This window comes from Bradyrhizobium sp. S3.12.5, from assembly GCF_040548225.1.
Taxonomy (GTDB): Bacteria; Pseudomonadota; Alphaproteobacteria; order Rhizobiales; family Xanthobacteraceae; genus Bradyrhizobium; species Bradyrhizobium cytisi.
The window spans coordinates 58,123-76,129 of sequence record NZ_JBEPRF010000007.1 but is presented as its reverse complement, the minus strand read 5'-3'; the positions used below and the strand labels follow the sequence as shown (position 1 = coordinate 76,129).

The 18,007-nt window shown below is 64.2% G+C and carries 20 protein-coding genes, 1 pseudogene and 1 riboswitch; of the genes and pseudogenes, 11 read left to right on the top strand and 10 right to left on the bottom strand.

The window, feature by feature from the left end:
* Position 1 precedes the first annotated feature (1 nt).
* Complete coding sequence (locus ABIC09_RS11865) at positions 2–847, top strand: nucleotidyltransferase domain-containing protein (protein ID WP_354109358.1); 846 nt, start codon at positions 2–4, stop codon at positions 845–847.
* A gap of 6 nt (positions 848–853) precedes the next feature.
* Here ABIC09_RS11865 and ABIC09_RS11860 read toward each other — a convergent pair.
* Positions 854–1,361 (bottom strand): annotated as a pseudogene (locus ABIC09_RS11860) (hypothetical protein).
* 124 nt (positions 1,362–1,485) lie between these two features.
* Positions 1,486–2,364, bottom strand: a complete 879-nt coding sequence (locus tag ABIC09_RS11855) for a DUF1194 domain-containing protein (RefSeq protein ID WP_148752576.1) — start codon at positions 2,362–2,364, stop codon at positions 1,486–1,488.
* A 256-nt stretch (positions 2,365–2,620) separates the two neighbouring features.
* Positions 2,621–2,699: riboswitch (Fluoride riboswitch) on the top strand.
* A gap of 90 nt (positions 2,700–2,789) precedes the next feature.
* Here ABIC09_RS11855 and ABIC09_RS11850 point away from each other — a divergent pair.
* From ABIC09_RS11850 to clpS, 5 genes are read left to right on the top strand one after another with little or no spacing between them, the layout of a single operon-like run.
* Positions 2,790–4,001 (top strand): MFS transporter, encoded by a 1,212-nt coding sequence (locus tag ABIC09_RS11850; protein WP_148752577.1) that lies wholly within the window; start codon positions 2,790–2,792, stop codon positions 3,999–4,001.
* A gap of 16 nt (positions 4,002–4,017) precedes the next feature.
* Positions 4,018–4,407, top strand: coding sequence for a fluoride efflux transporter CrcB (gene crcB, locus ABIC09_RS11845; protein ID WP_148752578.1), 390 nt, complete (start codon positions 4,018–4,020; stop codon positions 4,405–4,407).
* A gap of 6 nt (positions 4,408–4,413) precedes the next feature.
* On the top strand, positions 4,414–4,842 hold the full coding sequence (gene crcB, locus ABIC09_RS11840) for a fluoride efflux transporter CrcB (RefSeq protein WP_148752579.1): 429 nt from the start codon (positions 4,414–4,416) through the stop codon (positions 4,840–4,842).
* 2 nt (positions 4,843–4,844) lie between these two features.
* A complete protein-coding gene (locus tag ABIC09_RS11835; protein ID WP_148752580.1) occupies positions 4,845–5,186 on the top strand; it encodes a DUF190 domain-containing protein in 342 nt (113 codons plus the stop codon).
* A 41-nt stretch (positions 5,187–5,227) separates the two neighbouring features.
* Complete coding sequence (gene clpS / locus ABIC09_RS11830) at positions 5,228–5,533, top strand: ATP-dependent Clp protease adapter ClpS (RefSeq protein WP_148752581.1); 306 nt, start codon at positions 5,228–5,230, stop codon at positions 5,531–5,533.
* Between the two features lie 4 nt (positions 5,534–5,537).
* Here the strand turns inward: clpS and ABIC09_RS11825 are convergent, their stop codons facing one another.
* On the bottom strand, positions 5,538–6,527 hold the full coding sequence (locus ABIC09_RS11825; RefSeq protein WP_354109357.1) for a LysR family transcriptional regulator: 990 nt from the start codon (positions 6,525–6,527) through the stop codon (positions 5,538–5,540).
* Positions 6,528–6,609: 82 nt separating this feature from the next.
* On the opposite strand from ABIC09_RS11825, the gene leuC reads away from it, so the two are divergent.
* The 3 genes from leuC (at position 6,610) to ABIC09_RS11810 (ending at position 10,005) form a co-directional block, all read left to right on the top strand.
* Positions 6,610–8,034: a 3-isopropylmalate dehydratase large subunit gene (gene leuC, locus ABIC09_RS11820; protein ID WP_354109356.1), complete on the top strand. Its 1,425-nt coding sequence runs from the start codon at positions 6,610–6,612 to the stop codon at positions 8,032–8,034.
* Positions 8,031–8,630, top strand: coding sequence for a 3-isopropylmalate dehydratase small subunit (gene leuD / locus ABIC09_RS11815; RefSeq protein WP_354109355.1), 600 nt, complete (start codon positions 8,031–8,033; stop codon positions 8,628–8,630). Before leuC ends, leuD begins: the two co-directional genes overlap by 4 nt.
* A gap of 61 nt (positions 8,631–8,691) precedes the next feature.
* Positions 8,692–10,005 (top strand): 2-hydroxycarboxylate transporter family protein, encoded by a 1,314-nt coding sequence (locus ABIC09_RS11810; RefSeq protein ID WP_354109354.1) that lies wholly within the window; start codon positions 8,692–8,694, stop codon positions 10,003–10,005.
* Between the two features lie 39 nt (positions 10,006–10,044).
* Here the strand turns inward: ABIC09_RS11810 and ABIC09_RS11805 are convergent, their stop codons facing one another.
* From ABIC09_RS11805 to fabI, 5 genes are all read right to left on the bottom strand, one after another.
* Positions 10,045–10,539, bottom strand: coding sequence for a GNAT family N-acetyltransferase (locus ABIC09_RS11805; RefSeq protein ID WP_354036009.1), 495 nt, complete (start codon positions 10,537–10,539; stop codon positions 10,045–10,047).
* 16 nt (positions 10,540–10,555) lie between these two features.
* Complete coding sequence (locus ABIC09_RS11800; RefSeq protein ID WP_354086246.1) at positions 10,556–11,746, bottom strand: adenylate/guanylate cyclase domain-containing protein; 1,191 nt, start codon at positions 11,744–11,746, stop codon at positions 10,556–10,558.
* Positions 11,747–11,809: 63 nt separating this feature from the next.
* On the bottom strand, positions 11,810–12,898 hold the full coding sequence (gene aroC, locus ABIC09_RS11795; protein WP_354109353.1) for a chorismate synthase: 1,089 nt from the start codon (positions 12,896–12,898) through the stop codon (positions 11,810–11,812).
* Between the two features lie 183 nt (positions 12,899–13,081).
* On the bottom strand, positions 13,082–13,681 hold the full coding sequence (locus tag ABIC09_RS11790; protein ID WP_354109352.1) for a histidine phosphatase family protein: 600 nt from the start codon (positions 13,679–13,681) through the stop codon (positions 13,082–13,084).
* A 12-nt stretch (positions 13,682–13,693) separates the two neighbouring features.
* Entirely contained in the window at positions 13,694–14,503 is an 810-nt protein-coding gene (gene fabI, locus ABIC09_RS11785; protein WP_148752589.1) for an enoyl-ACP reductase FabI, read from the bottom strand.
* Between the two features lie 171 nt (positions 14,504–14,674).
* Here fabI and ABIC09_RS11780 point away from each other — a divergent pair, with 171 nt between their 5' ends.
* Complete coding sequence (locus ABIC09_RS11780) at positions 14,675–15,163, top strand: sigma-70 family RNA polymerase sigma factor (protein WP_128953175.1); 489 nt, start codon at positions 14,675–14,677, stop codon at positions 15,161–15,163.
* 106 nt (positions 15,164–15,269) lie between these two features.
* Complete coding sequence (locus ABIC09_RS11775; protein WP_354109351.1) at positions 15,270–16,043, top strand: anti-sigma factor family protein; 774 nt, start codon at positions 15,270–15,272, stop codon at positions 16,041–16,043.
* A gap of 355 nt (positions 16,044–16,398) precedes the next feature.
* On the opposite strand, the gene ABIC09_RS11770 is transcribed toward ABIC09_RS11775, so the two are convergent.
* Both ABIC09_RS11770 and ABIC09_RS11765 read right to left on the bottom strand, forming a co-directional pair.
* Entirely contained in the window at positions 16,399–17,364 is a 966-nt protein-coding gene (locus ABIC09_RS11770) for a DnaJ C-terminal domain-containing protein (protein WP_354037652.1), read from the bottom strand.
* Between the two features lie 168 nt (positions 17,365–17,532).
* Positions 17,533–17,940, bottom strand: a complete 408-nt coding sequence (locus ABIC09_RS11765) for an RT0821/Lpp0805 family surface protein (RefSeq protein ID WP_187434996.1) — start codon at positions 17,938–17,940, stop codon at positions 17,533–17,535.
* Positions 17,941–18,007 lie beyond the last annotated feature (67 nt).

Here is an 18,007-nt window from a genome sequence, read left to right as displayed (position 1 = left end):
CATGACGCAAGATCCCTTGCTCACGCGCCCGACATCCGCTTTTGCCGAAGTGCCGGGCGTCGAGGCCATTGTGCTCGGCGGCTCGCGTGCGCGGGGCAGCGCGCATACGACGTCCGACTACGATATCGGCCTCTATTTCACGGCGGCCGCTCCGCTGGATATGGAACGGCTGCTGGCCGCCGCGAAGGCGGTCGCCGAAAACCCGGCGGCCGCTTCAGTGACGCCGATCGGCGAGTGGGGACCGTGGATCGTCGGCGGCGCGTGGCTGTCGGTTGAGGGATACAAGGTCGATCTGCTCTACCGTAACGCCGATGCCGTCGAAGCTGTGATGGAAGCCTGCCGCGCAGGGACCGTCACCATGGACTACCAGCCCGGTCATCCGCACGGCTTCTGCTCGGCCATCTGGATGGGCGAGATCGCCTATTGCCAGCCGATGCACGATCCGCGAGCCCTGATCGCGCGACTGAAATCTATTGCGCTGCCCTATCCGCGATCCCTGCGCGATGCTTTGATCCGGCGCTTTCAATGGGAGGTGCTGTTTGGCGTCGAAAATGCCGAGCTTGCCATCGCGCGCGACGAGCGGACCCACATTGCCGGATGCATCTACCGATCGCTCGTCTGCGTCGCACAGGTCCTGTTCGCGCTGAACGAGCGCTATCTCATCAATGAAAAGGGCGCGCTGCCGGAAGCAGCGCACTTGCCGCTGACGATTCCGCATCTGGCCGAACAGGCAAAGGAGGTCTGGCAGCTGATTGGCGACGGCGCCCTCGCGCCCGCCTGCAATGTTGTGCGGGAAATCGACCGGCAATTGCAGGCGCTGACGCCGTCGAGCGGCAAGCAACCGTGAGAGCGGCTACGCCGTCACATCGACCGAGGACGATGAATCCGCCGGCGGATATTTGGTCACCGGCACCATGAAGGACTTCATGCCGACCTGGTAGATGATCTTGCCATTCTTCCCGTCATCCGTCGCGATCTGGGATTGCCCGAACATGATGACGTTCTTGTAGACGATGCCGGTGCCCTGGCGGGTGATGCCGTCGGTGGTGACGCTGACCTGCGCTTCGTTGCCGTTGGCGCCTCCCGCCGAGAACAACAGCACGAGGTTCTTGCCGTCCTTGGTGCCGACCGTCACCGAAGGTGATAAGCGAGCCGGTGATCTGGGCAAAACCACGCTCGGTGTGCCCGTTATGGGTGTACTCGACCTGTGCACGGCTGCCGCGGATGTTCACGACCTTGAAGCCGACGGGCTGGTTATTGCCTGCCCAATTGCCCTTCCATTCACCGAGCAGAGCGCTCAGGTGATACATCCGCTCATTGGCGGGCGAAATCTGGCTGGTGCTTTGCGTGACGATGGCCATGAATCTGCTCGGAAGCAGCGTCAGAAACATTCAGAAACACATCGAATAGGCCACGCCGTAGTTAATGAACGGTTAATCCAACCATCGCGCGCGGCGAGACAATTGGCCTCACCGGGGTGGAACTTTAGCGGCCCCAGCGGTCCGACCAGATTTTCTCGCCGATCAGGCAGTTCACGCGCGGCTCCTTGTCCTTCTCCGCAACGTGTACGACCGGATGCTCGGGTGTGCGGCCGGCAACTTCCATCAGCAGCTTGGTGCGGATCGCTTCCTTGAACTTTTCGCGATCCTTGATCGAGATCACGAAGGAGCCGGGACCGCCGATGACGCAATCCTCGTAATAGTAATCGAGGTTGTCGATATCCATGGTCGAATAGGATGGCTCCTTCACCATGATCGGCAGGCCGTTGATGATGATGCCTTTCTCGAGCGCAGCATCCCGCGCCAAGGTGACCGGGCTGCCATTGTTGTTAGGGCCGTCGCCGGAGATGTCGATGACGCGACGAATTCCGCGATAGGGATCCTCATCGAACAGCGGCATCGCAAATCCGATCGCGCCGGAGATCGAGGTGCGTGAGGCGCGCCGGATTGGCGTCTTCATGATCTCGGTTGCGACCGCGTCCGCCGTCTCCGGTCCGTCGATGAGACGCCACGGGATGATGATCTTCTGATCGGAGGACGCGGCCCATTCGAAATAGGTCACCGCGATCCTGCCGTTGGGGCCGACCTTCAGCGCCTGCAAAAACTCCTTGGACTGGATCGCCTGCGCATAACCCTCGCGCTGAATCGCGAGCTCGTCCATGTCCATGGAGTAGGAGACGTCGACCGCGAGGATCAGCTCGACATCGACCGACTGCGCGTCACCGTCGGCCGCCTGTCGCTGATGTCTTGACGGTTCAAATTTCGGCGGTTCAAATTTAGGACTTGGTGCCGCGATGCCCGCGACATCCCCTCCGGCAAGCACGCCGGCCACCAGCACAGCCCCGATCGAGAACAGCAAGCGCATCGCAGCCTCCCGTCGTATGACGCGATGGTGACATGCAAACGGCTTGCCGCAAAGTGCGAAGATCGCTTGTGCTTCACATTCAGGTTAGAGATTTGCCAGGTTAGAGATTTGCCAGGTTAGAGATTTGCCAGGTTAGAGATTTGCGCGTTGGGATTTTCGTGCGTTGCGCGAAACCGCCGCCATATAGCCACGCTGGCGCCGCCATGGGACAGAGCGCCCGCCTACTTGTTCCCTGTGATTTCCATGCTAGGCTGACCATGCAGATGGGGATGGAGTCCCCCGACAACCGCCCGGCGGCCGAACGACCGTAGTGGGCTGATGACTCCTGCTTGAGGTGAGGCATTCATGAGCCTCTGCCTTAGGCGGGAGCATGGACAAGCCCGCCGCTGGCGGGTTTTTTGTTGTCTGAATACGAAGGTCAGGACGTGACGACGACCACACCGAATGCTGCGCGCACCAGGCTGCCCAGGGGAATCTGGGTGCTCGGCTTCGTCTCGATGCTGATGGACATCTCCTCCGAGATGATCCACGCGCTGCTGCCGGTCTATCTCGTCACCGTGCTCGGCGCCTCCACGCTCACCGTCGGCTTCATCGAGGGTATCGCGGAGGCAACCGCTTCGATCACGAAAATCTTCTCCGGCGCGTTGTCGGACTGGCTCGGCCGGCGCAAGCTGCTCGCCGCCCTCGGCTATGGCCTGGCCGCCCTGACCAAGCCGCTGTTCCCCCTTGCCCCCAGCGTCGGCTGGCTGGTCGCGGCGCGCTTCATCGACCGCGTCGGCAAGGGCATCCGCGGCGCCCCCCGCGATGCGCTGATCGCCGATATCTCGCCGGCGGGCCTGCGCGGCGCGAGCTTCGGCCTGCGACAATCGCTCGATACGGTCGGCGCCTTCGTAGGACCACTCGCCGCGATCGGCCTGATGTGGTGGACGGCGGATCATTTTGCCGCGGTGTTCTGGGTGGCCGTCGTACCGGCGTTTTTGTCCTTTGGCCTGATCGCATTCGCGGTCAATGAGCCGGAGCCGGACGCAAGTCGAAAGCCTGCCAAGAACCCTCTCAACACCGCCGCCATGCGGCAGCTGGGGCCCGTATACTGGCGCGTCGTCGCGGTCGGCGTCGTCTTCACGCTCGCCCGCTTCAGCGAGGCCTTCCTGATCCTGCGTGCGCAGAACATCGGCCTCAATGCGATGTGGGTGCCGGCGGTGCTGGTGCTCATGAACATCACCTACGCGCTCTCGGCCTATCCGGCCGGTGTGCTGTCGGACCGGATCAACCGGACTGCCCTGCTCGCGCTCGGCCTCGTTTTTCTCGCCGGCGCCGACCTCGCACTCGCACTGCTGCCGAGCCTCCCCGGCCTCGCACTTGGCGTCGTGCTCTGGGGTCTGCACATGGGACTGACGCAAGGCTTGCTCTCGGCCCTCGTCGCCGATACTGCACCATCAGTGCTGCGCGGCACCGCCTTCGGCTATTTCAACCTGTTCACTGGGCTTGCCTTGCTGGCCGCGAGCGTGATCGCCGGCGCGCTGTGGGACGCCTATGGTCCGGTCAGCACCTTCCTAGCAGGGCTTGGCTTCGCGCTGGCCGCGCTCGCGGGACTGCTTGCCGTCGGCAACGACTTGAGAACGGAGAGCAAGGAATGACGGGAGACGGTTCATCGTGCTGAGCGGAGTGATCGCAATCATGGTCGGCTGCGTGCTGGGCGGCTGCGCCCGCTATTTCGTTTCCGGCGTGATCGCGCGGCGAATGGGGGAGACCTTTCCCTGGGGCACCATGACGATCAACGTCACTGGCGCCTTCCTGATCGGCATCTTCGGCGCGCTCGCGACCCATCCCGGCTCGGTGTTCGCCGCACCCAATCCGTGGCTGTTTGCCGTGACGGGGTTCCTCGGCTGCTACACCACGGTGTCTTCGTTCAGCCTGCAAACGCTGACACTCGCCCGTAACGGTGAGCCGGCGCACGCACTCGGCAATGTCGTGTTCTCGGTTGGACTGTGCCTCCTCGCCGTCAGTTGCGGCTTCTTCCTCGCCGACGGCTTTGGGGGCTAGAGGCGGATGAAATTGCCCTCTTTCACCGACCGCTGGCCCAGCGCGATGCTTTATGCCTGGGTTTCCTTCGGGAGCATCCTTGGCGGGCTGGCGCGCTATTTCGTCTCGCTCGTGCTCGAGACCGGCCCGGGTTTTCCGTTTGCGACGCTGTTCATCAACGCCACGGGATCCATGATCATCGGCTTTTATGCGACGTTGACCGGTCCTGACGGCCGCGTGCTGGCGCGGCCCGAGCACCGGCAGCTCGTCATGACCGGGTTCTGCGGCGGCTACACCACGTTCTCGGCCTTCAGCCTGGAAACCTTCCGCCTGTTCCATGGCGGCATGAAATTGACCGCGCTCGCCTATGTCGCGGCGTCCATCGTCTGCTGGCTGGTGTCGGTCTGGCTCGGCCATATGATGGCGAGCCGCTACAACCGCTTGAAAAGGAGTTGACCATGCAGATCCCCAATCAGGCTGTTTCACTCCGCATTTTCATCGGCGAGAGCGACTATTGCGAGGGCAAGCCGCTCTATGAAGCAATCGTGCTAAAGGCGCGCGAGCTGCACCTTGCCGGTGCCACAGTGCTGCGCGGCCCCATGGGCTTCGGCAAGTCGAGCCGGCTACACACCTCGAAGATCCTGCGGCTGTCGGAGGATCTGCCGTTGCTAATCGAGATCGTCGACAGCGAGGACAACATCAACGCATTCCTGCCCATCCTGGATGGCATGATGTCGAGCGGGCTGATCACCTTGGAGAAGGTGCAGGTCCTGCAATATGGTAAGAAGGCCGCGAGCTGATCGCCGGCAGGAACCCAAGCCCGCCGTTTCCGGGAGGCGGAATGAACGACACTGTCACCACGCCGAAAACCAGGACCAGGACCAAGGTCGAGCGGCCAAAGCTACACAAGGTCATCCTGATCAACGACGACTACACCCCGCGTGAGTTCGTAACCATGATCCTGAAGGCCGAATTCCGCATGACCGAGGATCAGGCCTACAAGGTCATGATCACCGCGCACAAGTTGGGCGCCTGTGTGGTCGCCGTGTTCACCAAGGACGTCGCTGAAACCAAGGCCACCCGCGCCACCGACGCCGCCCGCACCAAAGGCTATCCGCTGCTGTTCACGACGGAGCCGGAGGAATAGGGCTTTAGCCCCGGCTCCGACGCACGCGAGGCGCCTTGCGCCGGCTGCTCGTGGGCGGATGCTCCTGAACGTGCGTCCAGAACGCTTCGGCCGCCGGCGTCAGTCGCGATCGCGGGCGGAACACGCGGATCTCGATCGGTATCTCCCACTCCTGTCCGCCGGCCTTCACCAGCGCGCCCGATGCAAGCTGATCAACGATGAGGCTCTCGGGAAGCCAGGCCATGCCGCGGCCGGCCTGGACCATGGTGACGAGAAGCTTTGCAAGATGCGACGTGAACGCCGGTTTCAGATGCGCGCCAAGCGGCGAGGTCGAACGTACCGCGTCGAGGATTTTTCCCATTCCGGACTCCTGACGGTAGCTCAGGACCTGCACCGGTGCGGCTTCCGTTCCAGGAAGCCTGAAGCGCGCGGCCCTGCCTGATCGCGATGCCGGCACGGATGCCGGGATCAGGCAGTCGTCGCCGACATGAGCCGAGCGGAACTGCGAGGTCGTCAGCGCTGTGACGACGGCGGGATGATGGTGGCAAAGCAAAAAGTGCACCTCGCCCGCAAGCAGCATGCGCTCGCACGCCTCCATGTGGTTGGCGACCAGCTGGACGTTCGGCACGAATGACAGCATCGTTTCGATTCCGCGCAGCCAGTCCGGAAAGAACGTCAGCGACAGCGCATTGGTCGATGCGAATTTCAACACGTCGGAAGCGCCGCGCGCGAGCTCCTGTGCCTCGAGGCGGCCGGCGGACAGGCGGCGGACGATGTCCTCGGCGGTCAGGCGGAATGCATCACCGGCGGGCGTGAGGCTGACCGCGTGGGTCGTGCGCTCGAACAGCGCCGCCCCGGCCCACACTTCCAGCGCCTTGATCCTGCGGCTCAGCGCCGGCTGCGACGAATTCCGCTGCTCGGCCGCGCGCGAAAAGCTGCGGGCCGATGCCACCGCGATGAAATCGTGCAGCCAGTTGATCTCCATGGCACCGCCTTGCTTATGCAAATACCGCATAATCATATCACGAGGTGACATTGGATTTCCAGAAGGCCGTCCTGCACCCTCGAAGAAAGTCAGATTTCTCTGGAGAGGCCGAATGTCCGGGCGCACGCTCTACGACAAGCTGATCGATACGCATATGGTTCGGCGCCTCGACGATGACGGGCTGGTGCTGCTCTATGTCGATCGTACCGTGCTCAACGAATATACCAGCCCGCAGGCCTTTGCCGGCCTGCGCGCCGCCGGACGCAAGGTCTGGAATCCGTCCGCAGCGCTGATGGTGGTCGATCACGTCAATCCGACCGCGGCTCGCCGCACACGGCAGATGCCGGATGCCGACGCCGCACGTCAGGTCGATTATTTCGCCGACAACGCCCGCGACTTCGGCATCGAATATTTCGACATCCTCGATCCGCGCCAGGGCATCGAGCATGTCGTCGCCCCCGAGCAAGGGTTGGTCATGCCGGGCATGGTCATCGCCGCCGGAGACAGCCACACCACCGCCTACGGCGCCTTCGGCGCGCTCGGCTACGGCATCGGCACCTCCGACATCGAGCATTATCTGGCGACGTCGACGGTGCGCTACCGCCGACTGAAGACGATGCGCATCCATGTGACCGGGCATCCGCCGCTCGGGGTGACGCCGAAGGACATCGTCATGGAGATCATCCGCCGCATCAGCGCCGATGGAGCCACCGGCTATGCGGTGGAATTCGCCGGCCCTGCCGTGACCGAGATGAGCGTCGAGGGACGCATCGTGATGTCGATCATGATCGTCGAAGCCGGCGCACGCGGCGTCGTCATCGCGCCCGACCAGAAGGTGCTCGATTATCTCAAGGGGCGGCCACGTGCGCCGAAGGGCGAGATGTGGGACCGCGCTGCAAAGACCTGGTTGCAGCTTCGCTCCGATTCCGACGCCCGCTTCGACCGGGAGATGACGATCGATGCCGGCGCTGTCGCCCCGCTGGTGACGTGGGGCACGAGCCCGGACCAGGCGATCGCCGTGACCGATCGCGTGCCGGATCCCGACAGCAATGTCACGACGGAGCGCAAGACGGCGGACACACGTGCGCTCGCCTATATGGGCCTGACGGCGGGAACGCCGATCCAGTCGGTGCCGATCGATTTCGCCTTCATCGGCTCATGCACCAATTCGCGCATCGAGGATCTGCGCGATGCGGCGCGCATCTTCAGGGGCCGTCACGTCGCAACCGGCGTCCGCGCCATCGTCGTTCCCGGATCGACACAAGTCCGCGCGCAGGCCGAAGCGGAGGGGATCGCGCAGATCCTGATCGACGCGGGCGTGGACTGGCGGCAATCGGGCTGCTCGATGTGCCTTGCGATGAACGACGACATTCTCGCGCCGGGGCAGCGCTCGGCCTCTTCGACCAACCGTAATTTCGAGGGCCGCCAGGGGCCCGGCGCGCGCACGCACCTGATGAGTCCGGCGATGGTCGCGGCCGCCGCAGTCACCGGCCGCATCACCGATGTGCGCGACCTGATCGGAGGAGATTTGCAATGACGCCGTTCCATCGCGTCTCCGGCGCTGCTGCACCGATGACGACGCCCAATATCGACACCGACGTGATCATGCCAAAGATGTTCCTGAAGGGTGTCGACCGCAGCGGTCTCGGCGACGGCGCCTTCAACCTGCTTCGGTTCATCGCGGGAAAGCCCAATCCAGATTTCGTGCTGAATAGGGACGGCTATCGTGACGCCAGCTTCCTGATCGTCGGATCGAATTTCGGCTGCGGGTCGAGCCGCGAGCACGCCGTATGGGGCCTCCAGCAACTCGGCATTCGCGCGCTGATCGGCACCACCTTCGCCGGCATCTTCAACGACAATTGCGCCAATAACGGCCTGCTGACGATCAGCCTCGATGCCGCCACGGTCGGCACCCTCGCCGGCATCGTCGCGAGCCCTGCGAGCAACAGGCTCACTGTCGACCTCGAGCAGCAGACCATCCGCAGCGACGGCGGCACCATTCTCTTCGCGATAGGGTCGGCGCGGAAGGAGGCGTTCCTCACGGGGCGCGATGCGATCAGCTCGACGTTGGTCTTTTCCGATGACATCCGCGCCTTCGAGGCGCGGCACCGGGCGGACAATCCCTGGTTCTGAGCGCGAGCGGAGCGCGCAGACCGGCAACCAAACAAACATAAAACGACAGAGGGAGGCATTGTTGACCGACACCACCATCAAGCTCACGGAGACGACGCAACCATCCGCGCTCACCGCGTTGAAAATCGGTCCGCTCCCGATCACCGTCTATTTTCCCGCAGCGCTCGTCTGCGCCGCCGCGGTCTATTCCGGAAAACTGCCAAATGATGTGATCGGCGGGCTCTCGGTGCTGATGCTGCTCGGCTTCCTGCTCGGCAAGCTCGGCCAGACCATTCCCGTCGTGAAGCGGATCGGCGGCACCGCGATCATGTGCCTGTTCGTGCCGGCCGCGATGGTTGCCTACGGCTTGATGCCGGAGACGGCGCTCAAGGCGATCACCACGACGTTCCGCACCGCCAACTTGCAGTATTTCTTCATCGCCTGTCTCGTCGCCGGCTCGATCCTCGGCATGCCGCATCGCGTCCTGGTGCAGGGGTTTCTCCGGATGTTCGTGCCGCTGCTGGTCGGCACAATCAGCGCCATCACCATCGGCATCACGGTCGGACTGCTGTTCGGTCATAGCCCGAGGGAGACGTTCTTCTTCGTGATCATGCCGATCATCGGCGGCGGCCTCGCCGAAGGTGTGCTGCCGCTATCCATTGCCTATTCAGAAATGCTGCACCGGCCGCAGGCCGAGCTCGTGGCGCAAATGGTGCCTGCGGCGCTGCTCGGCAACGTCGTCGCCATCGTCGCGGCCGGACTCCTCGCCCGCCTCGGCGAAAAACGGCGCGACCTCAACGGCCAGGGCATGCTGGTGAAAACAGGCGATGACGACATTCTGGGCCCGGCGCGATCCGACCACCCGATCGATCTCAGCCTGTTAGGTGCCGGCATTGTGCTGTCCTGCGTACTGTTCGTGCTCGGCATGGTGCTCGCGCCCTATACCGGCATTCCCGGCCCGATCCTCATGATCATCGCCGCGGTCGCGCTCAAGCTGACAAAGCTGTTGCCGGCCGAGATGGAGCTCGGCGCCTACCAGATCAACAAGTTCATGTCGACCAGCCTCACCTTCGCGATCCCGGTGGCGATGGGAACGCTGCTGGTGTCGTGGCAGCAGCTCGTGGCGTCGTTCAATCCCGGCTACATCGCGATCTGCACGACGACGGTGCTGGCGATGGTCGCATCCGGCTTCTTCGTCGGAAAATGGCTGAACATGTATCCGGTCGAGGCGGCGATCGTGACGGCCTGTCATTCCGGGCTCGGCGGCACCGGCGACGTCGCCATTCTCGGCGCCGCGGACCGCATGGGACTGATGGCCTTTGCCCAGATCGCAACCCGCGTCGGCGGCGCCATCATGATCGTGATCGCAACGCTGGCGATGAAGATCGCGTACTAGGGTCTTCACGCGACGGCCGGCATTGCCGCGCAACGCCGGCTAGCCCTTGAGGCGCGCCATGATGATTTCGTCGTGATAGGTGCCGTCGATCACGATCGCCATCCGCTTGATGCCCTCCTCGACGAACCCAACCTTGCGATAGAGGGCGGCAGCGGCGGTGTTGGTCGCGAAGACGCCGAGCTCGATACGCCTGAAGCCGAACACATCTGCCGCCTCGATGGCTTGCCGCAACAGCCGTTCGCCAAAGCCTTTGCCACGGAACTCCGGTACAAGCCCCATGAAGAGATCGCCGACATGCGCCGAGACCGCGCGACTGGCCGGCGGCACGTTGCACCATCCGACCACGGCGCCGTCGACGACGGCGACGATTTGCGGATAGCCGCGCTCGACATTGCGTGCGACGAAGGCGCGGACCTGCTCGATCGGCGGCGCCTCCACCAGCGCGATGTATTTGCGCTCGCGGGCGACAATGTCGACGGCCGCACGAAAGGCGTCGGTGTCAGCGATCTCGATCTGGCGGAATTCGACATTCATGGGCAGCCTCGGTGCCTCACGCCATCACCACCGGCGTCTCCTCGGCGAGCCCGTACACGCGCTGCGCCTTGGAAAATCCTGCGATCGGAAAATCGCCGAGATCGCGCCAGTCATGCTGGCAGACATTGGCGAAGCCCTCAGACGCCACGACGGTGCGCCCCAAGCGGCCGGCGATTTTCTCCATTCTTGCCGCGAGATTGACGGCGGGGCCAATGCAGGTGAAGTCGAGCCGGTTGCCGCCGCCGATATTGCCATAGAGGATGTTGCCGACATGCAGTGCGACGCCGAAGCGGAAGCGTTCGATGACGTCGCCAACCGGAAAAGCGAGCGCCTCGACGCTGGCGCGGGATTCGCGGGCGGCTTCAAGCACGCGCGTGCAGACATGCGCGGCATCGCCGACATATTCGTCGATCGGGAACACCGCGAGCAGGCCGTCGCCCATGAACTTCAAGACTTCGCCGCCGTGGCCGCGGATCGCCGTGACCTGGCAATCGAAATAATGGTTGAGGATCTCGACCACGGTCTCGGCCGGCAGCCGGTCCGACAGCGCGGTGAAGCCGCGCAGATCCGACAGCCAGATCGCAGCCTGCATGGTGTCGTTGTGACCGCGGCGGATCTGGCCGCCCAGGATACGTGCGCCGGCGCGGTTGCCGACATAGGTGTCGAGTAGCATCTCGGCGGTGCGGCGCAGGCTGATGATCTCGCTGACGCGTGCGAGCGGCGCCACGAGGGTCCGGATCGCGGCGATGTCGTCTTCGCTGAAACCGCCGGGACGTCGCGTGACCCAGCTCGTCGCGTGGATCGAACCGTCGAGATATGGCATCGGCATCGCGAAATAGTCGGTCACGCCTTCGGCGCGCATGTCGTCGAGGAACGGAAACCGCTTGCTGTCCGGATCGTCCATCCGTCCGCGGACCTCCAGCCCCTCCTCGAACACGATCCGGAGCGGGCTCCTGGCGAATTCGGGCGTGTCCAGAATCTTGAAATCGACGGTGCCGATCTCGACCTTCTGGCCTTCCCGCCAGATGAAATTGCGGCCGAAGATTTCCGGATGCAGCGTGCGGATGAAGATGCCGAACCGCCACAGCGGCAGCCCGGCCTCGACCAGATGCTCGCAGACCTCGGCGATCATCTCGGAAGGGGCCCCGGACGACCTCGCGCCGTCGATCAGCCAATTGGTGATGCGCTGAATCTCGGAGTTTTGCATCCCCGCATTTGCCGACGAAGTTGTGGAGCCGTCAAGCTGCGCGGTAGGCTGGTGCCGTTGGCGCTAGCGCCCAACCTGCCCGCGGTCGCGAAGGAAATGATCGGCCAGCACGCAGGCCATCATGGCTTCGCCGACGGGGACGGCGCGAATGCCGACGCAGGGGTCGTGGCGGCCCTTGGTCATGATCTCGGTGTCGGCGCCCTGCCGATCGACAGTGAGACGCGGCTGCAGGATCGACGAGGTCGGCTTCACCGCAAAGCGCACCACGATCGGCTGTCCGGTGGAGATGCCGCCCAGAACGCCGCCGGCGTGATTGGACAAAAAGCGCGTGCCATCATTGCCGGTGCGCATCTCATCGGCGTTCTCTTCGCCGGTGAGCTCGGCCGCGCCAAAGCCGGCGCCGATCTCGACGCCCTTCACGGCGTTGATGGTCATCATCGCACCCGCCAGATCAGAGTCGAGTTTTGCGTAGATCGGGGCACCAAGGCCGGGCGGCACGCCTTCGGCGACGATCTCGAGCACGGCACCGATCGAGGAGCCGCTCTTGCGGATGCCGTCGAGATAGGTCTCGAAGAACGATGCCTTGTCCTTGTCCGGACAGAAGAACGGATTTTTGGCGATCTCGTCCCAGTCCCACTTGTCGCGGTCGATCTTGTGCGGGCCCATCTGCACCAGCGCGCCACGCACCTTGATGTCAGGCAGCACTTTTCGCGCGATCGCACCGGCGGCGACGCGCGTCGCCGTCTCTCGCGCCGAGGAGCGCCCGCCGCCGCGATAGTCGCGCAGGCCGTACTTCGCCTCGTAGGTGAAGTCGGCATGGCCGGGACGAAACTTGTCCTTGATTTCCGAGTAGTCCTTCGAGCGCTGGTCGGTGTTCTCGATCAGAAGCCCGATCGGCGTGCCCGTCGTCACCTGCACGCCGGTCTCCGGATGCGCCATCACGCCGGACAGGATCTTGACCTGGTCCGGCTCCTGGCGCTGGGTGGTGAAGCGCGACTGGCCGGGCTTGCGGCGGTCGAGGTCGCCCTGGATGTCGGCTTCGGTGAGCGGGATCATCGGCGGGCAGCCGTCGACCACGCAGCCAATTGCCACCCCATGGCTCTCGCCAAAGGTGGTGACGCGGAACATGTGGCCGAAGGTGTTGAAGGACATCGCTGCTCGCTGGCTGGTAAGTCAGTGCTGACTTAGCTCGCCCTGAAATATGGGTCAAATATACCGACGGCCGTCATGGCCGGGCTTGTCCCGGCCATCCACGTTCTTGGTCACAACGAGAAAGTCCGTGGATGCCCGGGACAGGCCCGGGCATGACGGCGGAGGGCGGGGCGACGAGCCGGGCTAACTATACTTGTCCAGCCGGCCATCGCGGAACACGTAGACGGCGCCCTGCTCGATATAGAGCTCGGCGGCGCTGGCCGGCGTCTCCAGGCCGAGCGAAACCATCAGGGCCCGGCAGGTGCCGCCGTGGGCGACCGCGACGGTGTCGGTCCGGAGCTCGTCGTACCAGGCGCGCACGCGGACCTGCACATCGGCGTAGGTCTCCCCGCCCGCGGGCCCCACGGTCCATTTGTCGGCGAGGCGCCTGGCATAGATGTCGGGATCGGTCGCCTCACTCTCCGCCAGCGTCAGCCCTTCCCAGACGCCGTAGCCGATCTCGCGCAGGCGATCGTCCAGCGCGTAGTCGGCAGGCGGCAATTCGAGCTTGCCGCGCATGAGTTCCATGGTCATGCGCGAGCGCCCGAGCGGGCTCGACACGTAGGGCAACGCGGCCTTGTCGCGGCCGTCGCGCTTGAAGAGATCGGCGAGAATGCCACCGGCTTGCAGGGCCTGATCGCGCCCGCGCGCGTTCAGCGGAATGTCCTTGGTGCCCTGGAGCCTGCCGAGCGCATTCCACTCGGTCTCGCCGTGGCGAAGGTAATAGATCGTGGGCACGGGCATTGCTGGTCGTGGTCAGTCCTTCGGCGCATCGGGTCGCATCATGCCCAGCACGTTGTAGCCGGAATCGACATGGTGGACTTCGCCGGTAACGCCGCGCGACATGTCCGACAGGAAATACACTGCGCTGTCGCCGACCTCCTCGATCGTCACGTTCCGCCGCAGCGGCGCGTTGACCTCGTTATATTTCAAGAGCAGGCGTGAATCGGCGATGCCGGCGAATGCCAGCGTCTTGATCGGGCCGGCCGAGATCGCGTTGACGCGGATCGCCTTCTCGCCGAGATCGGCCGCAAGATAGCGCACGCTGGCTTCGAGCGCGGCCTTTGCCACGCCCATCACGTTGTAGCGCGGCATCCACTTCTCGGCACCGTAATAAGAGAGCGTGACGATCGAGCCGCCGTCGGTCATCAGCTTCTCGGCGCGCTGCGCGAGCGCGGTGAGTGAGTAGCAGGAGATCAGCATCGACTTGGAGAAGTTTTCCGGCGTGGTGTCGACATAGCGGCCGTCGAGCTGTTCGCCATAGGCGATCGCGTGCACGACGAAGTCGATCTTGCCCCATTTTTCCTTGAGGGCATCGAAGGCAGCATCGATGGTCGCGGCATCGGTGACGTCGCAATGGCCGAGCACGAGCGCGCCGAGTTCGGCGGCGAGCGGCTCGACGCGCTTTTTCAGCGCATCGCCCTGATAGGTGAGTGCGATGTCGGCGCCGGCCGCTTGGCATGCCTTGGCGATGCCCCAGGCGATCGAGCGGTTGTTGGCAACGCCGAGGATCACCCCGCGCTTGCCTTGCATCAGTCCTTGCATCAGTCCTGAATTCTGCGCCATTTGCTAACGTCCTGTAGCTCTCGTTAGCGTCTGGAGGTACACCAGCCCTCCCCTGCGGTACAGTCCTAATACGCGGCGTTAACGCTGTTTCGAGCGCCGGAATAGCCGTTCCGTTCGGGTGTTATGATCGTTGAGGCGCTCGCGCCTGATGTGAAGGACGTCTAGACGGCAATGAGTGCGTTTCGCCAGAGCGTGGAAGCCATGATCCCGGCGTTGCGCCGCTACGCCCGCGCGCTCACGCGCGATGCGGATGCGGCCGACGATCTGGTGCAGGATACGCTGGTGCGTGCGTTGCGTTCGGAGCGATTGTTTCTCGGAGGCGACGTCAGGAGCTGGCTCTACACGATCCTGACCAACCTCAACAAGAACCGGCGGCGCTCGCTGGCAAGGCGGCCGCAATTCATGCAGCTGACGGAGAACAACCCGGATGCCAGCGGGACGGAGGCGGAAGGACGTGACATCGAACGTGCACTCTCGACGTTGGTCGAGGAGCAACGCTCGGTGCTGCTCCTGGTAATGCTGGAGGGCATGAGCTACCGCGAGGTCGCCGACATCCAGGGCGTGCCGATCGGCACCGTCATGTCCCGCCTGGCCCGCGCCCGCGCACACGTTAAAGCGTCGCTGGAGGGCGAGCGCCCGGCGCTCAGGCGGGTGAAATGATGGCAGGATTGATGCATCGCGCATGCCACGTCCGCTGCACGGAGAGAGAAGCAGCGCAGTTGAACCGCGTCAGATATTTTGGGCCGCAGAGCCAGAGACGACCGATATGAACGACCGCAATATTCCCGTAACCGAAGACGAGCTACACGCCTTTGTCGATGGCGAGTTGCCGACCGAGCGCCGCGCCGACGTCGAGGCCTGGCTTGCCGCACATCCTGAGGATGCCGAGCGGGTGCAATCCTGGCGCGCCATGGCCGAGATGCTGCATGCCCGCTACGACAACGTCGCCCAGGAGCCGGTGCCGGTCCGGCTGGAGCTCGAGCGGCTGGAGCGCCGTCCGCGGCAATGGCTCTACGGCGCGGTCGCCGCCACGCTGGTTGCCTTCATCGCCGGCGGCGCGGCCGGCTGGGTGGCGCATGGCGCCGCCAACGCGCCCTCGACCTTCCAGAGCTTTACGACGGATGCGCTCGATGCCCACCGCCTTTATGTCGTCGAGGTCCGCCATCCCGTCGAGGTCGGCGGCAACGAGCGCGACCACCTCCAGGCCTGGCTGACCCGGCGCTGCGGCTGGACCGTGTTCGCCCCCAATCTGGAGGGGAGCGGGCTGAAGCTCGTCGGCGGCCGGCTGCTGCCGGGGCCGAACGGGCCGGCGTCCTTCCTGATGTATGAGGGCGCCTCGGGCGAGCGCTACACGATCTACACCGCCAAGACCGAAACCGGCGCAACGCAGATGCGTTACGCCAGGGCGGACAAGGATGGCGCGTTGTTCTGGGCCGAACGCGGCGTCGGCTACGTCGTCAGCGGCGGCGGCGCCGACCGCGATCGCCTGACCAAGGTGGCGCAGGCGGTGTACGACCAAGCCGAGAAAACCGGCGGCTGAACAACCCGCCATATCTCAAGCTTCGCTTGGGCGTCCTTCAAACCGCGCCGTGCCTCGATTCCGTCATTGAAAATTTCGAATCAAGACATGTGTGCGTCTCATTATCGCACCGGGTGTTCACGCGAATATGAGCAGCGTTCGATCCGCCGATCGACGCGGGCGGCCTCGATTGGGGTTTTTGGTACCGCGCTGGTCCCCCTCTCGAGGCCGCACCTTTTTATCGGCTGCCCCGCCGGACATCCGACACGTCGAGCATACGAGCCGAGAAGCGCTACCGCGCCTCAGGCGTATGATGAGCATCATCTGCTGGAAGATGCGCTAGACCGTAGGAGAACCCCTTCGGTTGGATCTCGCCCTAACCAAGCCCGCTACGTGGATTGTAGGGGTGTTGGTCCCGCCACTTCTCCATCAATGCTTCAAGCTCGGCGTCGTTCCCGTCCGGTAGCATAATCCTGATGGTAACGAAGAGATCCCCGGTTCCGCCAGATTTCGGCAGGCCCTTACCTTTGAGTCGGAAGGTCCGGCCGCTGGAGGTGTTTTTCGGGACCGACAGTTCCACCGCATTGCCGAGTGTGGGCACGCGGACCTTGCCGCCGAGCACAGCTTCGTAGAGCGTGACCGGCAGGTCGATCCTGAGGTCGGCACCCTCGATCTTGAAGAACGGGTGCGGGGCGATGCTGATGGTGATCAGGAGATCGCCGGGCGGATGGCCTTGGGCGGTCTCGCCCTGGCCGCGCAGCCGGATCTGCTGACCCTCGACGACGCCCGCCGGAATCTTGACGTTGAGTTCCTTGCCATTCGGCAGCCGGACGCGCTTCTCGCCACCCTTGACCGATTCTTCCAGCGAGACGGACATGGCGACGTTGACGTCGAGATCGAGCCCGATCCCGCCGGTGTCGAATTCGAACTGGGCACCGCCGCCGGCCCCAGGGCGCGCACCGCGCATCCCGCCGCCGAACATGCTGTTGAGGATGTCCTCGAACGCGCCCGCTCCTTGGCCGGGGCCTGCCCCGCCGCCACGGAAATTGTAGCTCTCGAACCCGCCGGGACCCGCGCGACCGCGCGGCCCGCCGCCGCCCGGAAAGCCCTGGAAGCGCGGCTTGCCCTCGGCATCGATCTCGCCGCGGTCGAACTGCTTGCGCTTGTCCTCGTCGCCGATGATCTCGTTGGCCGAATTGATCTCGGAGAAGCGCTCGGCGGCCTTGGGATCATCCTTGTTGCTGTCGGGATGATGCTTCTTGGCCAGCTTGCGATAGGCGCTCTTGATCGCGGCAGCGCTAGCGCTCCGCGGCACCCCCAAGACCTCATAGGGGTCGCGCATCCGTCACGTCTCCTCTTGGGAATACGAAATGTCGAAAGGGGCTGCCCGCCCCCATCTGAGCCACATGTGGGGGCGAGTGGCATTTTTGCAACTAGTCAGTCGAGCCGAATCTCTAAGTCTGGAGCATGATCTTATCGGAAAACCGGCCTCCACTTTTCCGGATCATGCTCAGCTCCGCCACGGCTTTAGCGTATGAATCTCCCAACGGCCACGGCTGCTTTGGCAGCCGGCACCCTGGAGCCAGCTTTCGGTCGTCCCGTTGACGTAGCTCGCCAGGAAATCGCGGCACTTGCGGCCGTCCTCGGCGGCGTAGGATTGCGCGATCGGCGTCACCGAGCCGCGCGCGCCGGTTTCAGGATTCTCCCAGTGCTGGGATGCATCCTTGTCGCCCTTGCTCAACACGTCGGAGGCTGCGTTGCGGGCGAAGGCGAGATCGGTCTCGGTCGGAGGGGCGTCCTTGGCCGGCCGTGCGATCGAGCCGGTGAGGTCGTTGTCGTCGGCCTTGGCGTAGGCATTGGTGTCAGTTCGGGGCAGACTGCAGCCGCCGGCGCCGAGCCCGATCAAAATCATCGTCATGGCAAGGCCCGACGGCCGCATCGCCGATAGGCCAACGCGTCCCCATGCCCTATATAGGGCAGTAGCA

What these genes read in the sequence shown, in the direction of transcription:
- ABIC09_RS11865 (WP_354109358.1), top strand. Translation starts at nt 2, where the DNA reads ATGACGCAAGATCCCTTGCTCACGCGCCCGACATCCGCTTTTGCCGAA.
- ABIC09_RS11855 (WP_148752576.1), bottom strand. Translation starts at nt 2,364, where the DNA reads ATGCGCTTGCTGTTCTCGATCGGGGCTGTGCTGGTGGCCGGCGTGCTT.
- crcB (WP_148752579.1), top strand. Translation starts at nt 4,414, where the DNA reads ATGAAATTGCCCTCTTTCACCGACCGCTGGCCCAGCGCGATGCTTTAT.
- ABIC09_RS11835 (WP_148752580.1), top strand. Translation starts at nt 4,845, where the DNA reads ATGCAGATCCCCAATCAGGCTGTTTCACTCCGCATTTTCATCGGCGAG.
- clpS (WP_148752581.1), top strand. Translation starts at nt 5,228, where the DNA reads ATGAACGACACTGTCACCACGCCGAAAACCAGGACCAGGACCAAGGTC.
- ABIC09_RS11825 (WP_354109357.1), bottom strand. Translation starts at nt 6,527, where the DNA reads ATGCGGTATTTGCATAAGCAAGGCGGTGCCATGGAGATCAACTGGCTG.
- leuC (WP_354109356.1), top strand. Translation starts at nt 6,610, where the DNA reads ATGTCCGGGCGCACGCTCTACGACAAGCTGATCGATACGCATATGGTT.
- leuD (WP_354109355.1), top strand. Translation starts at nt 8,031, where the DNA reads ATGACGCCGTTCCATCGCGTCTCCGGCGCTGCTGCACCGATGACGACG.
- ABIC09_RS11805 (WP_354036009.1), bottom strand. Translation starts at nt 10,539, where the DNA reads ATGAATGTCGAATTCCGCCAGATCGAGATCGCTGACACCGACGCCTTT.
- ABIC09_RS11800 (WP_354086246.1), bottom strand. Translation starts at nt 11,746, where the DNA reads ATGCAAAACTCCGAGATTCAGCGCATCACCAATTGGCTGATCGACGGC.
- aroC (WP_354109353.1), bottom strand. Translation starts at nt 12,898, where the DNA reads ATGTCCTTCAACACCTTCGGCCACATGTTCCGCGTCACCACCTTTGGC.
- ABIC09_RS11790 (WP_354109352.1), bottom strand. Translation starts at nt 13,681, where the DNA reads ATGCCCGTGCCCACGATCTATTACCTTCGCCACGGCGAGACCGAGTGG.
- fabI (WP_148752589.1), bottom strand. Translation starts at nt 14,503, where the DNA reads ATGGCGCAGAATTCAGGACTGATGCAAGGACTGATGCAAGGCAAGCGC.
- ABIC09_RS11780 (WP_128953175.1), top strand. Translation starts at nt 14,675, where the DNA reads ATGAGTGCGTTTCGCCAGAGCGTGGAAGCCATGATCCCGGCGTTGCGC.
- ABIC09_RS11775 (WP_354109351.1), top strand. Translation starts at nt 15,270, where the DNA reads ATGAACGACCGCAATATTCCCGTAACCGAAGACGAGCTACACGCCTTT.
- ABIC09_RS11770 (WP_354037652.1), bottom strand. Translation starts at nt 17,364, where the DNA reads ATGCGCGACCCCTATGAGGTCTTGGGGGTGCCGCGGAGCGCTAGCGCT.
- ABIC09_RS11765 (WP_187434996.1), bottom strand. Translation starts at nt 17,940, where the DNA reads ATGACGATGATTTTGATCGGGCTCGGCGCCGGCGGCTGCAGTCTGCCC.